The sequence below is a fragment of the Paenibacillus rhizovicinus genome, assembly GCF_010365285.1.
GTDB classification, from domain to species: domain Bacteria; phylum Bacillota; class Bacilli; order Paenibacillales; family Paenibacillaceae; genus Paenibacillus_Z; species Paenibacillus_Z rhizovicinus.
In genome coordinates this window covers 3,781,774-3,799,242 of sequence record NZ_CP048286.1, presented here as the reverse complement: position 1 = coordinate 3,799,242, position 17,469 = coordinate 3,781,774, and the positions used below count along the sequence as shown (strand labels likewise).

Sequence of the window (17,469 nt, the reverse complement as noted above, 5' to 3'; positions counted from 1 at the left end):
CACAAGCTTTGCTGGGCGAACGATTTATTTGAATACCCGATAGCAACCGAGAGAGGAAGATTCATATGTTGAGAAATCTACAAGACACAGTAAAGCTTCATAACGGCGTTCAAATGCCAGGGTTCGGTCTAGGCGTCTTCAAAGTCGAAGAAGGGGAGGAACTGGTGCAAGCGGTGAAATCCGCGATCGCCTTCGGTTATCGCAGCATCGATACGGCCGCTATTTACGGCAACGAGCAAGGCGTCGGCCAGGCGATCCGCGAGGCGCTTGAAGAGAACAACCTCCGCAGAGAAGAGCTGTTCGTGACCTCCAAAGTTTGGAATGCCGACCAAGGCTATGATTCGACGCTGGCCGCCTACGAGACAAGCTTGAGCAAGCTCGGTTTGGACAGTCTTGACCTGTACTTGATCCACTGGCCTGTGGAAGGCAAGTTCAAAGAAACCTGGCGCGCGCTGGAGACGTTGTACAAAGCCGGCCGCGTGAAGGCAATCGGCGTCAGCAACTTCCATGTGCATCACTTGGAAGAACTGCTGAAAGACGCGGAAATCAAGCCGATGGTCAACCAGGTGGAATTCCATCCTCGTCTGTCCCAGCAAGCGCTGCGCGATTATACGAAAGCACAAGGCATTCAGCTCGAAGCCTGGTCCCCGCTCATGCAGGGCGGCCTGCTGGACAACGAAACGCTGGTCGAGCTCGCGGCCAAACACGGCAAGTCCGTCACGCAAATCATTCTCCGCTGGGATCTCCAGCACGGCGTCGTGACCATCCCGAAATCGACGAAGGCACATCGCATTGCCGAGAACGCGTCCATCTACGATTTCGAGCTGTCCGGCGAAGACATGGCCCGCATCGATGCGCTGAACGAAGACCGTCGCGTCGGTCCGGACCCGGATAACTTTGATTTCTAATTGCAATTTCTAATTGCAATTTCGAATTGCAATTTCGAATTGCAATTTCGAATTGCAATGCGTCATTGCAAGATGCAAGAAGGCCATCCCGCCGAATGGGATGGTCTTCTTTTTTCCTTACGCGCTTCATCCGAACCCGAGCGTATCTGACCGGGGAATCGTAGGGTAAGGACAACCTTCAGAAATGACGATAGATTACGGAAGAAATCCAAAAGAAAACCGCTATCCACACTACAATAATTATACTTCCGGCAAGCCAATTTTTCGGCTTTCCATTCTGTAATCGGTTCTCGGCCTTTACCGTACAATCTCGAATCACCGTATCTGGTATCATTTTCAGTGCGAGAGCAACGCCAAGCGGAATCAGTATCACATCGTCCAGATATCCTACTATCGGGATAAAGTCTGGAATCAGGTCGATTGGGCTAAAGGCATATGCTACAACACATATGGCGAAGGCTTTTACAAACCAAGGCGTACGATCATCCTTATATGCAAAATAAAGTACAAAGACCTTTCTTTTTAGTTGTTTGGCCCACGTTTTTATTTTTTCGATCATTTGGATGAGTGCTCCTTTTTTCTTTGCATTTCACGTTATGATACCACGTTTCACGATCCCGTTACTTGGATAGGAAAAGAGCAGGCTGCTGCGGAACTTCGCCAACGGGAATCCTGTAAACGATCAAGGTTTCACAATGCAGACTCCCGAGCTCACATAGCAAAAAGACTGCTGGGCGCCGCCAGCAGTCTTTCTTTAATAATGGTATAGAGGGAGCTTAATGCCTTCTCGCAGTCTAACCTTGCCGACGCTCTACTTCTCGAACCCTTGATGAATCGCGTTCAGCAGGCGATGCGTCTCGTCGCAGCTGTACTCCCAGAACATGATGCCCGCAAGTCCCTCGTCCATGACATACTCGCATTTGCATTGAATCGATTGCTCGTCCTCGTACGAAATGAAGGTCGACCCGTCGAACAAATACGGCGCGCGGGCCTCGCTGTCCCAATGGCGGACGTACCCTTGCTTATTGATATACTCCGCGTCCAATTCGGTGAAGGAAGGACCGTAGCCACCCGTGGTGCCGGCCATCTGATGCAAGCCGTTATTGCGGTTCGGCACGTTGTTCCACTTGCGGGAATAGAAGGCCGCTCCGATGACGATTTTCTCCTTCGGCACGCCGGCACGAACGAAAATTTGCACGGATGCGTCCGTGCTGATGCGGAACAGGTCTCCCGTCGGCGTGTAGAGATTGGAGTGATGGCCGGTCAGCACTTGGAAACCGCCGCGCATATCGTACGTCATCAGCTGCACGTAGTCCAGATACTGCTGCGCTTGATCCATCTCCGTGCCGTCCACGTAGTACTGGTCCGCACCGGCTGCGATCGTGAGCATGTAGTAGCGGCCGTCCTCGGAACCTTGAACGTTCAGCGCTTCGCGAATGGCGCGAAGCAGCAGCGTGAAATTCTGTTTATCCGCCGGACTCGAAGCGATCTCCGCCTCGCCGTAGCACGGATACTCCCAATCCAAGTCGATCCCGTCGAAAGGAAGCGTCCGAACGACACGAACCGCCGAGGCAGCCATCTTCTCCCTGCCCGCTTCGGTCGAAGCCGCTTCGGAGAAGCCGCCCGCGCTCCAGCCGCCGACGGACAAGATCACCTTCAGCTCCGGGTGCTCGCGCTTGATCGTATAGATTGCGTCGATGTTCTTCACATGCTCCGTGACGATTTCGTCCTGGCGAACATGGCCGAATGCCACGTTGATGTGCGTCAGTTTCAGCAGATCCTCCCGCGTCATCTCGGAAAGCGCCGAATCGCTCACATAACCTACTTTAAAATATTGCTTGTCCATTTCTCATCCACTCCGCTCTCTATCTATTGATGTATAAGGCCGGTCATGACTTGCAGCGCTTCTTTTCCGGTGCCGATTTTGTATCCGGAGGCGGTGTAACGGATTCGATTCTCGTCGTCCACGACGAACAGATGCGGGAATCCGGCTTCGTTCGCCGACGATCGGACGATCAGGTCCGGCAAGGCCTCGCGGCTCGCATCGCGCACGAATACCGTGCGCGACGGCAGCTTCGGATAGTCGGCCGGGTCGAACGAAGCGGTCATCTCCGTATCGCCGATGAGCAGCACGATCGGCGTCCCCAGCTGGTTAAGCGGCTCGGCCAGCTCGCTCAGCTCGCGGAACAGATGCTTGGTCGGCTCCCGCTCCGGCTCGATCCAAGCGGTTATCGCGATTCCGGCGCCAAGGAGCTGCCGAAGCTCGGCCGGCGCACCATCCAGCAGCGTAATCGCCCTGCTGCGATCGAATGTGCCGAGTACCGGGATATCCGTCGTCGTCTCCCGGAACGTCAGGGCGACTTCCGTCGTTTCTCCGGCCCGCACGATGAAATACGCCAAACGCACGCGCACCGTGCCGTCCTTCAGTCGAATGCCTGTCGTCAACCGGTACTGACCCGGTTCCGCTTCGAACGGTTCGTCATAGACGTCCTTCTTCCCGTCCGGGTACACCAGCGTCTTGTAGGCGCCGTTCTCCAGCCGGGCAAAGGTGAAGTTCTCCGCATAAGAGGCGACCGGCGCATCCTGCGATGCCGCCGTGTCCTTGATCAGCTGCAGCCGACCCAGCGTTCTAGGCGCATGTTCGCCGGAGGATTTCCCCGTATCCGTACCCATGCTCGTATTCGTACCCTTCTCCGTATTCGTACCCATGCTCGTATTCGTACCCTTCTCCGTATTCGTATCCGTAACCGCCGCGTCCTGCCAGCCGCCTTGCTGCAAATACTGCGCCCGCTGTTCGCTCGGATGCAGGCGCGCCGGAATACCCAAGCTGCGGCAGATGGCGACGAACAGAATATCGAGCGACAGCGGATCTCCCAGCTTCAGCTTGTACGTTCCGGCCGGATTTCCCCGTCCCATCAGGTTCGGCAGGTCCGTCCAAACGCCGAATCCCTGCTGCAGGCTGCGGACCAGCGCCGAAGGATCGGCACGGAACGCGGCGACCTCCTCTGCCGTGAACGCGCCCTGCAGCAGCTGCCGGTAAGGAACCAGCATTTCGTTCAGCACCCGCGGACAGAGCACATAGCGGACAAATTCGTCTTCGTCCAGCGTGCCGCGGTTCGCAAGCGCCCCGGTCAAATGATCCTCGAGCGCAGGGCGGAACGTGTCGATCAGATCTTTGTCGTTCAGCGTTTCGAGCAAGCGCAAGGGCCATTCGCCGAACGCCCCCGACTGTTCCCGCAGGAAGGCCGCGATTTCCCGGCTGTTGCCCCGCGCCTTCTGAATGACGCTCCATACCCGGTCCGCAGGCAATCCTGCCTCTTCGGCAAGCGCTCTGGCGTCCGCCTCCCCGAGGAAATTCTCCTCGTACGAGGTGCGGCACTTCGTTCCTTCTTCCAGACGGCCGTTATGCCGCTGGATCTTCGCTTCCGGCAGTGCTTCCACCGGTTCTCCCTCGCGTTCCGGCGGCGGCACCATATCGAAATCGACGCTGCCTGCCGGCTGCTCCGAAGCATTCAGGACGAGCTCTACCGCGCCGCAATCCGGAACCGAGATTTTCGCCTCCGCCCAATAGCCGTCCTTCACCGCGCGGATGACCAGGTCGCCAAGACCGGTCTTAAAAGCAGCCTGGCCTTCATCGTTCGCGAGCACGGCGGCAATCGGGAACAACTCAGCCATGTTGTACAGCTCGAAGCGGACCTCCGCCCCCGCGGCAGGCGCGCCTTGCATGTCCTTCACCGTCACCTGAATCGTGCGGGTCGGCGCATAGTTATCGAGCAGGTTGATCTCCGTGAACCATTCGTGGGCAAGCGTAATGTCCTCGGGCCCCGGATAATCCGCGAAAATCCGCGTATTGACGAGCATGGCCCGGCGGGCGGGCGGCGTAAACCAGCCCTGGTCGAGCCGGGCTTCCGGCTCGCAGGCCCCGATGTAATGCCATTGTCCGTCTGCCCAGGCTTCTACCCACGCATGGTTGTCATCGCAATGAGCCCAGCGCGGCGTATACACCTGGCGGGCGGGAATGCCGATGCTGCGAAGCGCGGCCACGGCCAGCGTCGACTCCTCGCCGCAGCGTCCGCGCGCGTTGCGAATCATGGAGAGCGGCGACAGCGTCCGCAGATCGCTGCCGATGTAGGTCGCTTTCTCCTGACACCAGTAGTTCGTCTCCAAGATGGCCTCCGCCATCGATAAGGAAGCCGTCCGCTCCGCCAATTCACGGTATAGGATGCCGCGCGAATCTTCGATATTCTCCGTGTTGACCCGGTAAGGCAGCACATAATGCAGGAAAAGATGATCCGGCACGCGCGACCCCCACGGCACCTGTCTGCGGATGTCCAATGACTGGCGAACATGATTTAAGAATAAGGAACCGTCGTAATCCGCCATATCGTTGACCGGCATGAACGCGAACATGTACTTGAGCGCCCACGTTTCCTCATCCGTCAGCTCTTCTTGGAAAATGCCGAACAGCTCCTGCTGCCTAGCCTCGGCAAGCTGCTGCTTCACGCGGAATTTGCGTTCGATTTGGTCCATTGTCTCTTGATCCAGCGAGAAGATCGACGTTGACAGTGTCATCCCGTTTATTCCCTCCATAGCTTCCCGTCTTCGCGGATGCAAATGACTGCTTGTCCATCCGCGGACGGCGCTTTAATTTGAAACAAGCCGCTGGTCGTCTCGATGACGGGCTCGATGATCCACGAATCCTCGCCCATCAGCAGCTTCGCGTCGTTCGTGAATTTGCCATGCGCTTCGAAATAATTGCGTTCGCGGTAATAGAGGCGGCGCAGGTCCCATTTGATCCGCTCGTCCGCCGGCAGCTCGAACGCCGACGGCGCCCCGCTCCCATCCGCGAATACGACATAACCCCACAGCTCCGGATAGTGCATGTTGACGATGCCCATCGGCGACCATACCCAATTATCTTCGGGAAACGGCTTGCCCGTCTCCGGATTGATCACTTTGCGGTACTGTCCCTCGTGCACCTCGGCCTGCCACTCGACGCGCGAGAAATTGACGCGCCAGAACTCGCCTGCTGCCGGCGGCCGTCCCTCCGCCGCGCATTCCCGCAAGCTCGCCCACGGCATGGCCGCTTCGAGACTCCACTTGCGGTTGGCCGCGGCAGGGTTGTTCAGCTCGCCGTCGATATGCACGGCGGTCTTCAAGCCTGCGATATCCCAGCCGTTCACCGGCGGTCCGCCGTCCCGGTAAGGCTTGACCAGCAGCAGGTCCCATACCGTATTCAGCGCGTTGATCTCGAACTCGTAGTAGTTATGGCTATCGCCGTCGGGATCGATGAAGATCTCGAAGTCGTTGTCGTAGAAGATGACCGAATCGCGCTCCGTCAACGTTGCCCAGATCTGATCCTCGATCAGCTCCGCCGCGAAATAGAAATACTCGTCGTCCCACAGCATTTTCACCCGCGTCTGCTTGGCCGGCTTCGGACGAAGATCGCCCTCGATATCGACGAACTCCCCCGTCCATTCCGCGGCCGCCCAGAACGGCTTATCGACACGGCCGTCCAGCACGAGCGGTCCCTGCGCGCGCTGGCACAGATAGCGTTCGGGCGCGTAGACGATGTTTGGTTCCGGCACTCCGCCTCTGTTCATATACTTATCCTCCGTTTCGGTTTGCCTTCCTTCGCTATGTGCAAAGAAATAAAATATTGATATGATTGGTAAGACTATCAACGACAGGACGCACAGGAGGCAGCATGATTGACGAAGAACTACTTTAAATCAAAGCTATTCTTGAAATACATCTGGTCCTATATGTTTATCTTGCTAATCCCCTTAATACTGATGACGATCTTCATCTACAACAACGCCGTCAGCAACCTGCGGTCCGAAATCGAGCAATCCCGGCTGAATCAGCTGACGCAGGCCAAGGTCATCGTCGACGGCCGGATCAAGGAACTGAACGAGATCGCGTCCCGCATCTCCTACGATAACCGGCTTACGCCTTACCGCGTTCATGATCCGATCTACAGCGGCGAAGCGATTCAAGGCTTGGATCAGTACAAGTCGACCAGTTCGATGATCGGCGAGATTTTTCTCTATTTTCATAAGGACGAGAAAATCTATTCCAGTAAAGGCCTCTACAATCTAGACGTCTTCGCCAATGTATTCAACTTCGGAAACTGGCCGACGGACAAGCTGTTCCAGGATCTGAATACGGTCAAATTTCCGACGATGCGGCCTGCCGATACGTTGACGAAATCTTCGAATTTCGCCGAGAGCATGCTGGCCTACCTGATTCCGATCACGCCGAACAATCCGACGCCGCATGGCACGGTCATGTATCTGATTCGGGAAGCCGAGCTTACCAGCCTGATCGATTCCATACTCGGAAACTATCAAGGCCTTACTTATATTCTCGATAACGAAGGCCATGTCCTTGTCGATAACCGCCATGGAGAAGCAATGTCCAGCACGGCGGCGAAATCGCTGATCCGTCTTGAGCCCGGCATCCACGAACAGACCATCAACGGCAAGGCGCATTCCGTCGTCTCCGTCAAATCGGACAATAACGGCTGGACGTACGTGACGGCGATGCCGAGCGCGCAATTCTTCAGCAGCGTGCTGCATGTGCGCAGCTTCATCATCCTGCTGTTCAGCATCATCGTTCTTGTCGGAGCGGCCATCGCGCTCGTGCTCGCCAGAATGCAGTACCAGCCTATCTCGATGCTGGTGGACTTCGCCGCTTCCAAGTCGGGCGAGCAACGCCTGCAGGACGCGGCCGCGGGGCGCGGCAACGAGCTTGACCGGATACGTTCCGCGCTGCAAGAATACAGCTCGCGCATCGATCTGCAGGAGCCCTTCGCCCGCAATCATTTCTTGTCGATGCTGCTGAAGTACGGCAATGTCCAAAGCCTGCCGCCCGAGCTGCAGCAAGCGTTCGATCTGCGCTTCGACCGTTCGAACCATTTCGTCGCTGTCATCGGATCGAGCAGCGGCAGCGGTGCATCGAACGACGGGCACGAGTGGCGGGATTTGGTCAAGCTGCTGAATCAGATCGAGTTTCCTGAACTGCAAGCGATCGGATACGGCGTCGAGCTTCCGCAGCTGGATCAGCTGGGACTTATCGTCAGCTTCAATCCGGAAGATGGCCAAGCAGAAACGTTCAACCGCGTCCACGATATCATCGAAGCCATTCGAAGCCGGTTACAGGACGTCATGGACGATATCCCGATGATCGGCGTCGGCACTTGCTACGAGAGCCCGGACCAGCTGAACCAGTCCTTCATCGAGGCCTGTTCGGCCTACGAGCTCCGCTCATCGGCCGAACCCGGTGCCGTCACTTATTTCGAGAAGCTCTCCGATGCGCCGAATCAAGAGGATTGGATTCCGAACAACACCTTGATGAAGCTCTCCCAGAGCTTGAAGCAGGGCAACTACGACATCGCCGTTCAAATTATCAGTTCGGCGTTTCTGAACCTGCATGCGACGCACGTTTCCGCGCTGCTCACGCGCTGCATTTGCTTCGATCTATTGAATACGATGCTGAAAACCGCATCCGAGCTCGGCATCCACAGCGTCGTTCAGGATATAACCCCCGCCGCGATCTACGGGAATTCCCTGGACGAGCTGGAACGCACCTTCCTGACGCTGGCCTCCCGCATCTGCAATCAAGTGGAGCAGAACAACCGGAAGGAAGAACAGTCCTTGATGGATCGCATCGCGGCCTACATCGACGAGCGGTACACGGATCACTCGCTGAGCCTCGAGTCCGTCGCCTTCGCATTCAGCGTCTCGCCATCGCATGTCAGCCGTTCCTTCAAAGAGAAGATCGGACAGAATTTCATTCAGTACATCTGGCAGAAGCGGCTCGAGACGGTCATCCTGCAGCTGCGGACGACAAGCGACCCGCTGAAGGACATCATTCTTCGCGTCGGCTACCAAGATACGCCTAACTTCACTCGCAAGTTCAAAAAAGAAACCGGCTATACGCCGGGACAGTATCGCAAGCTATTCTCGGAGAACGAACAAGCAAGGCAATTGTCCGAAATCGAGGAAGAATAGAGCAATAGCCAACCCCCGGTCAAGCGGCCGGGAACGGTTGGCTATTTGCTTTTTCATCATGTAATGGGATTATTTGCTTGCGTTCCAAGTGTCGTACGCGCTTTGGTAAAGCTCGACGATTTTGTCGCTGCCCATTTTTTTGAGTTGCGCTACGTATTTATCCCAGTTCGCAAGCGGCTCTTGTCCCGTTACGAATTTGGCTTCCATCTGAGTAACGTACGTGCTCAGGTCGGACAGCAGCGTCGTTGCTTCCGTCTGTTGGTCGTTCGTCAGGTACACATTCGGGAACGGCGCTTTCGCGATCGGAAGGAGCTTCTCGGCGTTTTCTTTGTCCAGCCATGCGTCGAAGTCGCTCTTCAGGCCCTTGGTCAGCTCGGCCGAAGCCATGCCCGGGGACGGAATGCCATAGTTCGGCGTCAGCTTGCCGCGTGCTTCTTCGCGGTCGCCTTCAACCGGCAGCCATTCTTTCTCATGCGTTTCTTTATTCGTGTATTTCCACAGCGTGTTCTCCGGACCTTGCGAGAACAGCGTTGCGCCTTCGTAGCCGTATTGGTAATCGATCCAGCGCATCGACGCTTCCGGATTCGGATTCGAGCTGGAGATGGCGAAAGCGCCATTCGAGGAAAGACCCGGATGCTTGCCGTATACCGGGGAGCCAGGAATTTCGCTGCTTACCGGCGTCATCAGCGGGTTGTCGCCGCTTGGCTCGCCGCCCAGCATGAAGTACGGGAACCAGTTGTTGAACAATGCGACTTGGTTGTTCTTGCCTTTGGCCGTCTTCTGATCGTCCGTTTGCGAGAACGTCTCGTGGTCCAGCAGATCCTCTTTCCACAGTTTGTTCAAGAACGTCAGATAGCCTTTATAGCCCTCTTCTTGCGGCGTGTAGTGAACTTTGCCATCCTTGTCGGCATAGTACACCTCGTTGTAGATGCCCCAGAAGCCGAGGAAGTACATGCGCAGATCGTCCAGCTTGACGGAAGTCAGCGGAATTTCGTCTGCTTTGCCATTGCCGTTCGGATCTTCGGTTTTGACGCGTTTCAGGTACGCGTACAGCTCATCGGTCGTCTTCGGCTCCGTCGCGTTCAGCGCCTTCAGGAATTTGCCGTTGTACCACATCGGACCGCGGTACCATACGGCGGACAGATCGATGTTCGGCAGGGCATACATATGGCCGTCCGGCGTCGTGAACGACTTGCGGATGTCCGGATGCTCATCGAAGATTTTCTTGATGTTCGGCGCGTAGCCCTCATCGATGTACTTCTCCAGCGGCACGAGCACGCCTTGCGTTCCGTAGGTTACTTGCTCGGCAGGCGTCAGTTCCGCCGCGTAGAAGATATCCGGCAGATCGCCGCTCGCGAACACGAGGTTCTTCTTCGTCACGAAGCTGTCCACCGGCGCATTCTGGTATTCCATATGGATGCCGGACAATTTCTCCATCTCTTGCATGACCGGCATCTTGCTCCAGTCCGCAACGCCGACGTCCTGCGACATCAGCTTGAGCGTCAGCGGCTTGTCCACGATCGGGAAGCCTTCTTTCTTTACGCCCCCATCGCTGGCATTCGCGTTCGAGCCGGCGTTTGCCGCGCCGTTGCTACCGTCTTCCGCATTGGAACCGCAGGCTTGAAGCAGCACTGCGGATGCCGTGAGACTGAGGAGAATCAATGATGCCTTGCGAATCTTTTTCATGACAACAACTCCCTATTTTTACTTGGTGCACGATTATGGCAAGAACGAATCAGCCTTTGACTGAACCGATCATAACACCCTGAACGAAATAGCGCTGCAAGAACGGATAAATCGCAATTACGGGAACCGTCGCCACGATGATAACGGCATATTTGACGAGCGCGGCGATTTCCGCCTTGTTGTTCATCGCGGAAGCCGTGGAGGAATCGATCGCTCCGCCGCCCTGAGCGGCCATATCCTGCAGCACGAGAATTTGACGCAGTACCAGCTGCAGCGGGTATTTCGCCGCATCGTTCAAATAAATCATCGCCGAGAAGTAGTTGTTCCAGTTGCCGACCCCGTAGAACAAAGCCATGACCGCGATAATCGGCATCGACAGCGGCAGGATGATCTTCATGAACAACCGCAGGTTCGTGCAGCCGTCGATCTGAGCGGCCTCCTGCAATTCCTTCGGAAGCGTGCTCTGGAAGAAGGTGCGGGCGACGATAATGTTCCAGATGGATGCCGCCGACGGCAGGAAGATCGCCCACATCGTGTTGATCAGGTGAAGCTTCTTCACCAGCAGGTAGGTGGGTACAAGTCCGCCGCCGAAGAACATCGTGACCATGAACAACCCCATGAAGAGGTTGCGGCCGACGAAATCTTTGCGGCTCAGCGCATAGGCTGCGGGCAGTGTCACCGCCAAGTTAATCGCCGTTCCGAGAACGGTGTAGATAATCGTGTTCTTATAGCCGATCCAAATGTTCGCATTCTCGAAGACCCTTTTGTAGCCGTCGAACGTAATGCCCCTCGGCCACAGCCACATCTCGCCGGACCCGACCATCTTAGGATCGCTGATCGATGCGCTGAGCATATAGACGAGCGGATAAAATACGACGATAAACGCCAGAAATACGTAGATATAATTGCAAATCAAGAATACTTTGTCCCGTCCGCTTTCTTTAACGCCTGCTAGCATGCAGAATCCTCCCCCTCACTACCACAAACTGTTATCGCTCGCGCGGCGAACGATCTGATTGACGACGATGAGCAGCACCGCATTGACCACGGAGTTGAACAAACCGATTGCCGTCGAGAAACTGTACTGGGCGCTCACGAGTCCCGACCGGTAAACGAATGTCGAGATGACGTCCGAGGAAGTCATATTGAGCGGGTTTTGAAGCAGCAGGATCTTCTCGAAGCCAACGCCAAGCAGGTTGCCGATGCTCAGGATGAGCAGGATCATCATTGTAGGGACAATCGTCGGAATGTTGATATGACGGACGCGCTGGAACCTCGAAGCGCCGTCGATAATAGCGGCTTCATGAAGCCCGGGATCTACGGCCGACAATGCCGCCAAATAGATAATCGTGCCCCATCCGGCGCTCTGCCACACGTCCGAGAATACGTACATGGTCTTAAACCAGCGCGGATCGGTAAGGAAATCGGGCGATTGGAAGCCAAGTCCTTCGATGATATGCGTAAGTATCCCGGTCGACGGGGACACGAAGGTTATGATCATGCCCGCCATAACGACCATCGAGATGAAGTGCGGCGCGTACGTAACCGTTTGCGCCATTTTCTTGAAGAAGCCGTTCCGAACCTCATTGAAGGCGAGCGCCAGAATGATTGGGATCGGAAAACCGACAGCTAAGGAATATAAGCTAATGCTGAGCGTGTTCCATAAGAGGTCCCAGAAGTAATAGGAATGAAAGAAGCGCACGAAGTGGTCAAAGCCTACCCACGGGCTTCCCGTAATCCCTTTCGTCGGGATGAAGTTTTTAAATGCGATTTGAATGCCGTACATCGGACCGTAACAAAAGACAAGGAAGTAAATCAGCGCCGGAGCGATAAAAAGGTACAGCTCCCAGTTCTGGATAATTCCTTTCCATGTACGTCTCGTACGCTTCGACGTCCGTTTCGTTGTCAACGCCGAGCCGCCGGCAATCGCCGTTCTTGTATCCTGCATAGGATCTCTCCTTTCATAACTCTTCCTGATTTGGTTATCATTTACCAGCCGCCGCCGTTGCGATACACCGGCCGTGCTAACGCTTACATCCATTACGATAGCGGAAGTGTTAAAGCTGCGTAAATATGTCGTTTTGCGCTTGCCCTGAAAGCGCATAACAACAGGCCCGGCGAGCAATTGACAAGCGGCCCTGACAAGCGGACAATGTGTCGTTCTTGACCGGAATCAGCCGATTTAAGCCATGAGATCAATAATGACCAAGCGGGTTACAATCCTTGTCGCGCTTGGCTTGTCCGATGTCGGCTCCCCTATCCGGGACCGTTACGCCGTGCCGCTTCCATGCAGGCCAAAAAGACCCGCAAAGGGCATCGCTGCACCTCTGCGAGTCTAAATGATTCACTGTGAAAACCGGTTGATCAAGCGGGGTAGCCGATTAATTGATGGCCACTCCCGCGCTCGCATAACCCGCGACAGTGTTGATCAAGGTAACGCCTGCGGCCGTGGCGGAGAATACCATCAGCAGACGCGTCTCCGCCGTTACCGGAATCGCTAATCCGGTAACGATCCCGTTGGAGATGTCGCCAATGGCGATGACTCCGGTAAGCGCCGGCGCCAAGGTGACCTCGGTACCCGCTACCGGAGAGAAGATGTTATTCGGCGTCGTCGAGCTGTATAACTGTGCCGTGATCGTTACAGTCGACCCGATAAGCGAGAGCGCCAGCGTCGTGCTGAAATACGCAGCCACGGATGTAATCGTCCCGTCTCTCGGCACGGAGAAGGCAAAGTTCAACAAGGTGCCTGCGGCCCCGGTCAAATCGATAGTCGTGCCTGCAAGAGCTACCCCTGCAATCGAGTTGCCGAATCCTACAAGGCTTGTCGTACCGACCAGTCCGCCAAGAATCGTCGTTAATACGGCCGGTATGCCCGACGCGAACGGAATGATGGCACCCGATCCCGGTATACCCGTCGCCCCGGTTTCTCCTGTCGTTCCTGTTATCCCCGTCGCGCCCGTTGCGCCTGTTGCACCAGTTGCGCCGGTCGCACCGGTCGTGCCTGTTGCGCCTGTGCCTGTCGCGCCCGTCGTCCCCGTCGTCCCCGTCGCGCCAGCTAATCCTGCCGTGCCCGTGAAGCCCGTTGCACCCGTTGCGCCTGTTGCACCTGTTGCGCCGACCGCTCCTGCCGTCCCGGCTGTTCCCGTACTTCCGGTTGCTCCGGTTGCTCCCGTCGCACCTGCCGCTCCCGCAGTTCCCGCCGCTCCCGTAGAACCCGTTGCGCCCGTTGCTCCTATCAGACCTGCCGCTCCCGCAGCTCCGGTTGCGCCGGTCGCCCCTCTTAACCCGTTTGCCCCCGGATCACCTGCCGGTCCTGTCGCCCCGCGCGGTCCCGGTGGCCCAGGGGGTCCCGGAGGTCCTGGAGGTCCTGGAAATTTCCCCATCTGCACTCCTCCTCATTTAGCCTCATGTTAGCATACAAACATTTCCATAATCTCAGAACACCTTATCGGTCCGCTGTCAAAAATAGGCGTCTCATCCGGAACATCTGCTGATTTTGTGTCCTAGCAGGCCAGTTGTCCCATGCCGATTTGCAGCAATCGCATTAGATGGTAGAGGATTGTCTGCCAGGGAGTGACACGAATGGAGAACCTCACACTAATTGCGATCATGGTTTCGACAAGAAGCAGCAGAGAACGAACTTTACGCCTGTACCAACGCTACTGCGCTCCGAATATTCGGCTGTACGCCTTCTGTCCGGACGATATGATATGGAGCGAACGGCGGATCATCGGATTAAGCCGTTATAAAGACGGCTGGAAGCAGCGTGCCTTCCCTTTCCCGCGCGTCGTCTACAATCGCTGCTTCAATAAGAAAACGGCCACCGTCCAGCGCTTGGAGGAAGCCATCGGGAAGAATAAATGCTTCAATGTCATCAATTTCTTCAATAAATGGTACCTGTACAACTTCCTGAAGCCGTCCGTCGTCGCCCCTTATGTGCCGGATACTTTCTTGTACAACAGAGAGGCACTGCCCGCGCTGCTGAAACGGTATCGCCTGATGTTCATCAAGCCGCTGCACGGCTCCATGGGCAAATTCGTCTATCGCATCGAATGGAAGGAGAATGGCGAGATTCATGTGGCGATGCACAGTCTTTCGGCGACTTATATCTGCGCGGGCACCGAGGAATTGCAAACGCTGCTGGATAAGCATCTGGGCGAGCAGCGGTTCCTGATCCAGCAAGGCATTCGCAGCCATCTGCTGAGCCAGCGGCATTTCGACATCCGGGTGCTCATGCAGAAGAACGGCAAGGGCGAATGGGCGATCACCAACATCGTCACCCGTTTCGCGCACCGTCGCTTCTTCAACACCGCCGTCTGCGAAGCCGTTGCGGATGCGGCCGAGATCCTGCCCGTCATCTTCGAGCCGGGCGAGATCGGGGAGAGCGCGCGGACACTGGAAGCCGCAAGCCGCGGCGCCGCGCAGGCAGCCGAAACGCAGCTGGGCCTGCTCGGCGAGCTCAGCGTCGATTTCATTGTCGATACCCGCAAGAAGCTCTGGATCATCGAGCTGAACGGCAAGCCCCATAAGAGCGTCTATAGCGATCTGAAGGGCATCGCTTTCGAGCAGCGCATCTATCGGCGGCCGATGGAGTATGCCGCCTATCTCTCCAGCCTGGAGGACGGCGTTCCGCAGCACAAATAATCCCCGCCTCTCCATAGGGAGAGACGGGGATCCACGCCGCCGGTAGAGACGGCCGAGCATATTAACGATCAACGAATGAGGCCAGCCAAACAGCCCGAAACGCTCAAATTGAATCAAAGCGGCGGTTCAACGCGGCTCATAACAAGGCTTGTTGTTTTCCCCGTTCATTAGACGGCCTGAAGAATACCGCGTTCCTGGAACACTTTCCGTACCACGTCCAACGCGCCGCATGCCTTCGGAAATCCGGCATATCCGCCGCAGTGCAGCACGATCTCAAGCACTTCCTGCGGTTGCATGCCGACATTGAGCGCGGCATGGACATGGAACGGCAGCTGCTCCATCGCACCTTGCGTAATCAGCGAAGTAATCGTTATGATCTCGCGCTCCTTCAAGGTGAGCGTATCTCGCGAGTACAGATCGCCGAAGCCGAAGGAGATTAACGTGTGCCCGAAATCGGGGAAAAACTCGCCGATTTGCTGGATCATTTGCACGCCATGATCGCCGACCATGGTCTGCAGCGTCTTAATGCCTGCTTCATAACGCTCTTGATTGGTTTGATTCGGTTCCATGCCGTTACCTCCTTATCCCCGCTTCATGGTCGGGGGTATTTCTTGCGGATCCATGATGATATCGATGACGCAGGTTCGATTCGATTGCAGCGCGTCCGCGAGCGCCGACCGCAATTCATCCGTCGTCTCGCAGCGATACCCCTTGGCGCCGAGCGCTTCCCCGAACTTGGCCGCATCCAGCGGCACCTTGTACGTTGTCCCGACCGCTTTGCCCAAATGCCGCGCCATCCCTTTGTCGACCATATCGATGCTCGAGTTGTTCGCGACCAGGAAGAGAACGGGCGCATCGTAATTCGCCGCCGTCGACACTTCCGTGCCGTTCATGAACATGCAGCCGTCGCCGGTCAGACAGGCAACGGTTCGTTCGGGCGCTCCGAACTTCGCGCCGACCGCGTAGCCGATCGCCCTTCCCATGGTGGCGTAGACTTCTTCGAAATAAAACGTACCCGGCACCTGGATATCGAAATGCTTGATCGCGTAGAACGAGTGACTGCCGGCGTCGCCGTAAACGAGCGTATCCGCAGGCAGTTGTTCGCGCAGCACCTCCATCACTTGCTTGCCGCGGAGATAAGGACCGGGCTCTTGCTCATAATCCGCCTCTTCGGCTGCGGGCAGCTCCCGCGGCGGGACGTGAATGTCGGCAAATTTCAGCATCGCCTGCAAATTCGCGCGAATGTTCCCAAGCACCGGCGTCGTCGGCACGGGCAATGCCCGTCCGATAAACCGCGAATCGTGATCGAAGTGGATGACATGCTTCGGATACATCGATGGGGAAAGCCCCGGAATCTCCAAGTCGCTTAGCTGGCTCCCGACGACGATCATCAGATCGACGCCTTTGTTCAGATACGCCTCCGTGCGGGCATTTCCGCCCAATCCATACGGGCCGAGATGCAGCGGGTGATCCGTACGGAACACCCCTTTGCCTCCAGGCGTCGTCGCCACGGGCAGCGACCACTTCTTGGCGAAAGCCTCGACTTCGCGGTAGGCATGCTGCGCATGCAGCGCTCCTCCGAGAAACAGCAGCGGGCGCTTCGCATCGGCGAGCAGCGATGCCGCCATATCCAGGTTCGATGCGATGGTCGACGGATAGGCATCAGGAAGCGGCAGATCGAAATCCGCGATTTGTTCCGACAGGACATCATGAGGTATGCACAGATGGACAGGCCCACGGACGCCGGTAAACGCGCGGTCCATCGCATGCTCCAGGTATACTCTGAGCAGGTCGCCGCGATCCACGCGGGCGCTGAATTTCGTCACGGGCTCGAACATTTTGACAAGGTCCGTCCCGAACATCGTGCTGTCCTGGCCAAGCACTTTACCGATTTCTCCGATCGGAGGGGAGCCGGTAATGAATAACACGGGCAAATTCGTGAAGAGCGCCTGTCCTGCCGCGGTCAGCATATTGATGCCGCCCGGACCGGCCGTGCCGACGGCGACGCCGAGGCCTTCCCGCACAAGGGAATAGCCCGCTGCCTCCAGGCCGGCTCCTTCCTCGTGTTTGCTGAGCACGAAAGTAATCCCCGCATGATCCATTTCAAGTATAAGAGGCGTGATGGGCTTTCCTGGAATTCCGAACGCGTGGGTTACTCCCCACTGGGACAAATGCTTAACAAGAACATTGCTTACTGTCGGCATTGCGCGTAATCC

13 protein-coding genes are annotated in these 17,469 nt (G+C 56.5%); 3 read left to right on the top strand and 10 right to left on the bottom strand.

Annotation, left to right across the window (positions count from 1 at the left end):
• Positions 1-65 precede the first annotated feature (65 nt).
• Entirely contained in the window at positions 66-908 is an 843-nt protein-coding gene (locus GZH47_RS17060; RefSeq protein WP_162641861.1) for an aldo/keto reductase, read from the top strand.
• A gap of 178 nt (positions 909-1,086) precedes the next feature.
• Here GZH47_RS17060 and GZH47_RS17055 read toward each other — a convergent pair whose 3' ends face one another.
• The 4 genes from GZH47_RS17055 to GZH47_RS17040 form a co-directional block, all read right to left on the bottom strand.
• Positions 1,087-1,467, bottom strand: coding sequence for a YkvA family protein (locus tag GZH47_RS17055; protein ID WP_162641856.1), 381 nt, complete (start codon positions 1,465-1,467; stop codon positions 1,087-1,089).
• A gap of 252 nt (positions 1,468-1,719) precedes the next feature.
• Entirely contained in the window at positions 1,720-2,754 is a 1,035-nt protein-coding gene (locus tag GZH47_RS17050; RefSeq protein ID WP_162641853.1) for a glycoside hydrolase family 18 protein, read from the bottom strand.
• 23 nt (positions 2,755-2,777) lie between these two features.
• Entirely contained in the window at positions 2,778-5,480 is a 2,703-nt protein-coding gene (locus tag GZH47_RS17045) for a transglutaminase domain-containing protein (protein ID WP_162641850.1), read from the bottom strand.
• A 5-nt stretch (positions 5,481-5,485) separates the two neighbouring features.
• Positions 5,486-6,511: a carbohydrate-binding family 9-like protein gene (locus GZH47_RS17040; RefSeq protein WP_162641847.1), complete on the bottom strand. Its 1,026-nt coding sequence runs from the start codon at positions 6,509-6,511 to the stop codon at positions 5,486-5,488.
• Between the two features lie 108 nt (positions 6,512-6,619).
• On the opposite strand from GZH47_RS17040, the gene GZH47_RS17035 reads away from it, so the two are divergent.
• Positions 6,620-8,923 (top strand): helix-turn-helix domain-containing protein, encoded by a 2,304-nt coding sequence (locus GZH47_RS17035; protein WP_162641844.1) that lies wholly within the window; start codon positions 6,620-6,622, stop codon positions 8,921-8,923.
• Positions 8,924-8,992: 69 nt separating this feature from the next.
• On the opposite strand, the gene GZH47_RS17030 is transcribed toward GZH47_RS17035, so the two are convergent.
• The 4 genes from GZH47_RS17030 to GZH47_RS17015 form a co-directional block, all read right to left on the bottom strand.
• The gene (locus GZH47_RS17030; protein WP_162641840.1) at positions 8,993-10,609 is read right to left on the bottom strand and encodes a type 2 periplasmic-binding domain-containing protein; all 1,617 of its coding nucleotides are present in this window, start codon (positions 10,607-10,609) and stop codon (positions 8,993-8,995) included.
• 49 nt (positions 10,610-10,658) lie between these two features.
• A complete protein-coding gene (locus GZH47_RS17025; protein ID WP_162641836.1) occupies positions 10,659-11,567 on the bottom strand; it encodes a carbohydrate ABC transporter permease in 909 nt (302 codons plus the stop codon).
• An 18-nt stretch (positions 11,568-11,585) separates the two neighbouring features.
• Positions 11,586-12,557: an ABC transporter permease gene (locus GZH47_RS17020; RefSeq protein WP_162641833.1), complete on the bottom strand. Its 972-nt coding sequence runs from the start codon at positions 12,555-12,557 to the stop codon at positions 11,586-11,588.
• A gap of 433 nt (positions 12,558-12,990) precedes the next feature.
• Entirely contained in the window at positions 12,991-13,992 is a 1,002-nt protein-coding gene (locus tag GZH47_RS17015) for an exosporium glycoprotein BclB-related protein (protein ID WP_162641830.1), read from the bottom strand.
• Positions 13,993-14,191: 199 nt separating this feature from the next.
• Between GZH47_RS17015 and GZH47_RS17010 the strand changes: the two genes are divergently transcribed.
• A complete protein-coding gene (locus GZH47_RS17010; protein WP_162641827.1) occupies positions 14,192-15,253 on the top strand; it encodes a YheC/YheD family endospore coat-associated protein in 1,062 nt (353 codons plus the stop codon).
• Positions 15,254-15,420: 167 nt separating this feature from the next.
• On the opposite strand, the gene GZH47_RS17005 is transcribed toward GZH47_RS17010, so the two are convergent.
• Positions 15,421-15,822, bottom strand: a complete 402-nt coding sequence (locus tag GZH47_RS17005) for a carboxymuconolactone decarboxylase family protein (protein WP_162641825.1) — start codon at positions 15,820-15,822, stop codon at positions 15,421-15,423.
• Between the two features lie 12 nt (positions 15,823-15,834).
• Positions 15,835-17,457 carry a thiamine pyrophosphate-binding protein gene (locus GZH47_RS17000; RefSeq protein ID WP_162641822.1) on the bottom strand — a complete coding sequence of 541 codons (1,623 nt, stop codon included), beginning with the start codon at positions 17,455-17,457 and terminating at the stop codon, positions 15,835-15,837.
• Positions 17,458-17,469 lie beyond the last annotated feature (12 nt).

Bases quoted from the DNA above. Each gene is read 5' to 3' on its own strand.
- GZH47_RS17060 (WP_162641861.1), top strand. From the start codon at position 66: ATGTTGAGAAATCTACAAGACACAGTAAAGCTTCATAACGGCGTTCAA.
- GZH47_RS17055 (WP_162641856.1), bottom strand. From the start codon at position 1,467: ATGATCGAAAAAATAAAAACGTGGGCCAAACAACTAAAAAGAAAGGTC.
- GZH47_RS17050 (WP_162641853.1), bottom strand. From the start codon at position 2,754: ATGGACAAGCAATATTTTAAAGTAGGTTATGTGAGCGATTCGGCGCTT.
- GZH47_RS17045 (WP_162641850.1), bottom strand. From the start codon at position 5,480: ATGACACTGTCAACGTCGATCTTCTCGCTGGATCAAGAGACAATGGAC.
- GZH47_RS17040 (WP_162641847.1), bottom strand. From the start codon at position 6,511: ATGAACAGAGGCGGAGTGCCGGAACCAAACATCGTCTACGCGCCCGAA.
- GZH47_RS17030 (WP_162641840.1), bottom strand. From the start codon at position 10,609: ATGAAAAAGATTCGCAAGGCATCATTGATTCTCCTCAGTCTCACGGCA.
- GZH47_RS17025 (WP_162641836.1), bottom strand. From the start codon at position 11,567: ATGCTAGCAGGCGTTAAAGAAAGCGGACGGGACAAAGTATTCTTGATT.
- GZH47_RS17020 (WP_162641833.1), bottom strand. From the start codon at position 12,557: ATGCAGGATACAAGAACGGCGATTGCCGGCGGCTCGGCGTTGACAACG.
- GZH47_RS17015 (WP_162641830.1), bottom strand. From the start codon at position 13,992: ATGGGGAAATTTCCAGGACCTCCAGGACCTCCGGGACCCCCTGGGCCA.
- GZH47_RS17010 (WP_162641827.1), top strand. From the start codon at position 14,192: ATGGAGAACCTCACACTAATTGCGATCATGGTTTCGACAAGAAGCAGC.
- GZH47_RS17005 (WP_162641825.1), bottom strand. From the start codon at position 15,822: ATGGAACCGAATCAAACCAATCAAGAGCGTTATGAAGCAGGCATTAAG.
- GZH47_RS17000 (WP_162641822.1), bottom strand. From the start codon at position 17,457: ATGCCGACAGTAAGCAATGTTCTTGTTAAGCATTTGTCCCAGTGGGGA.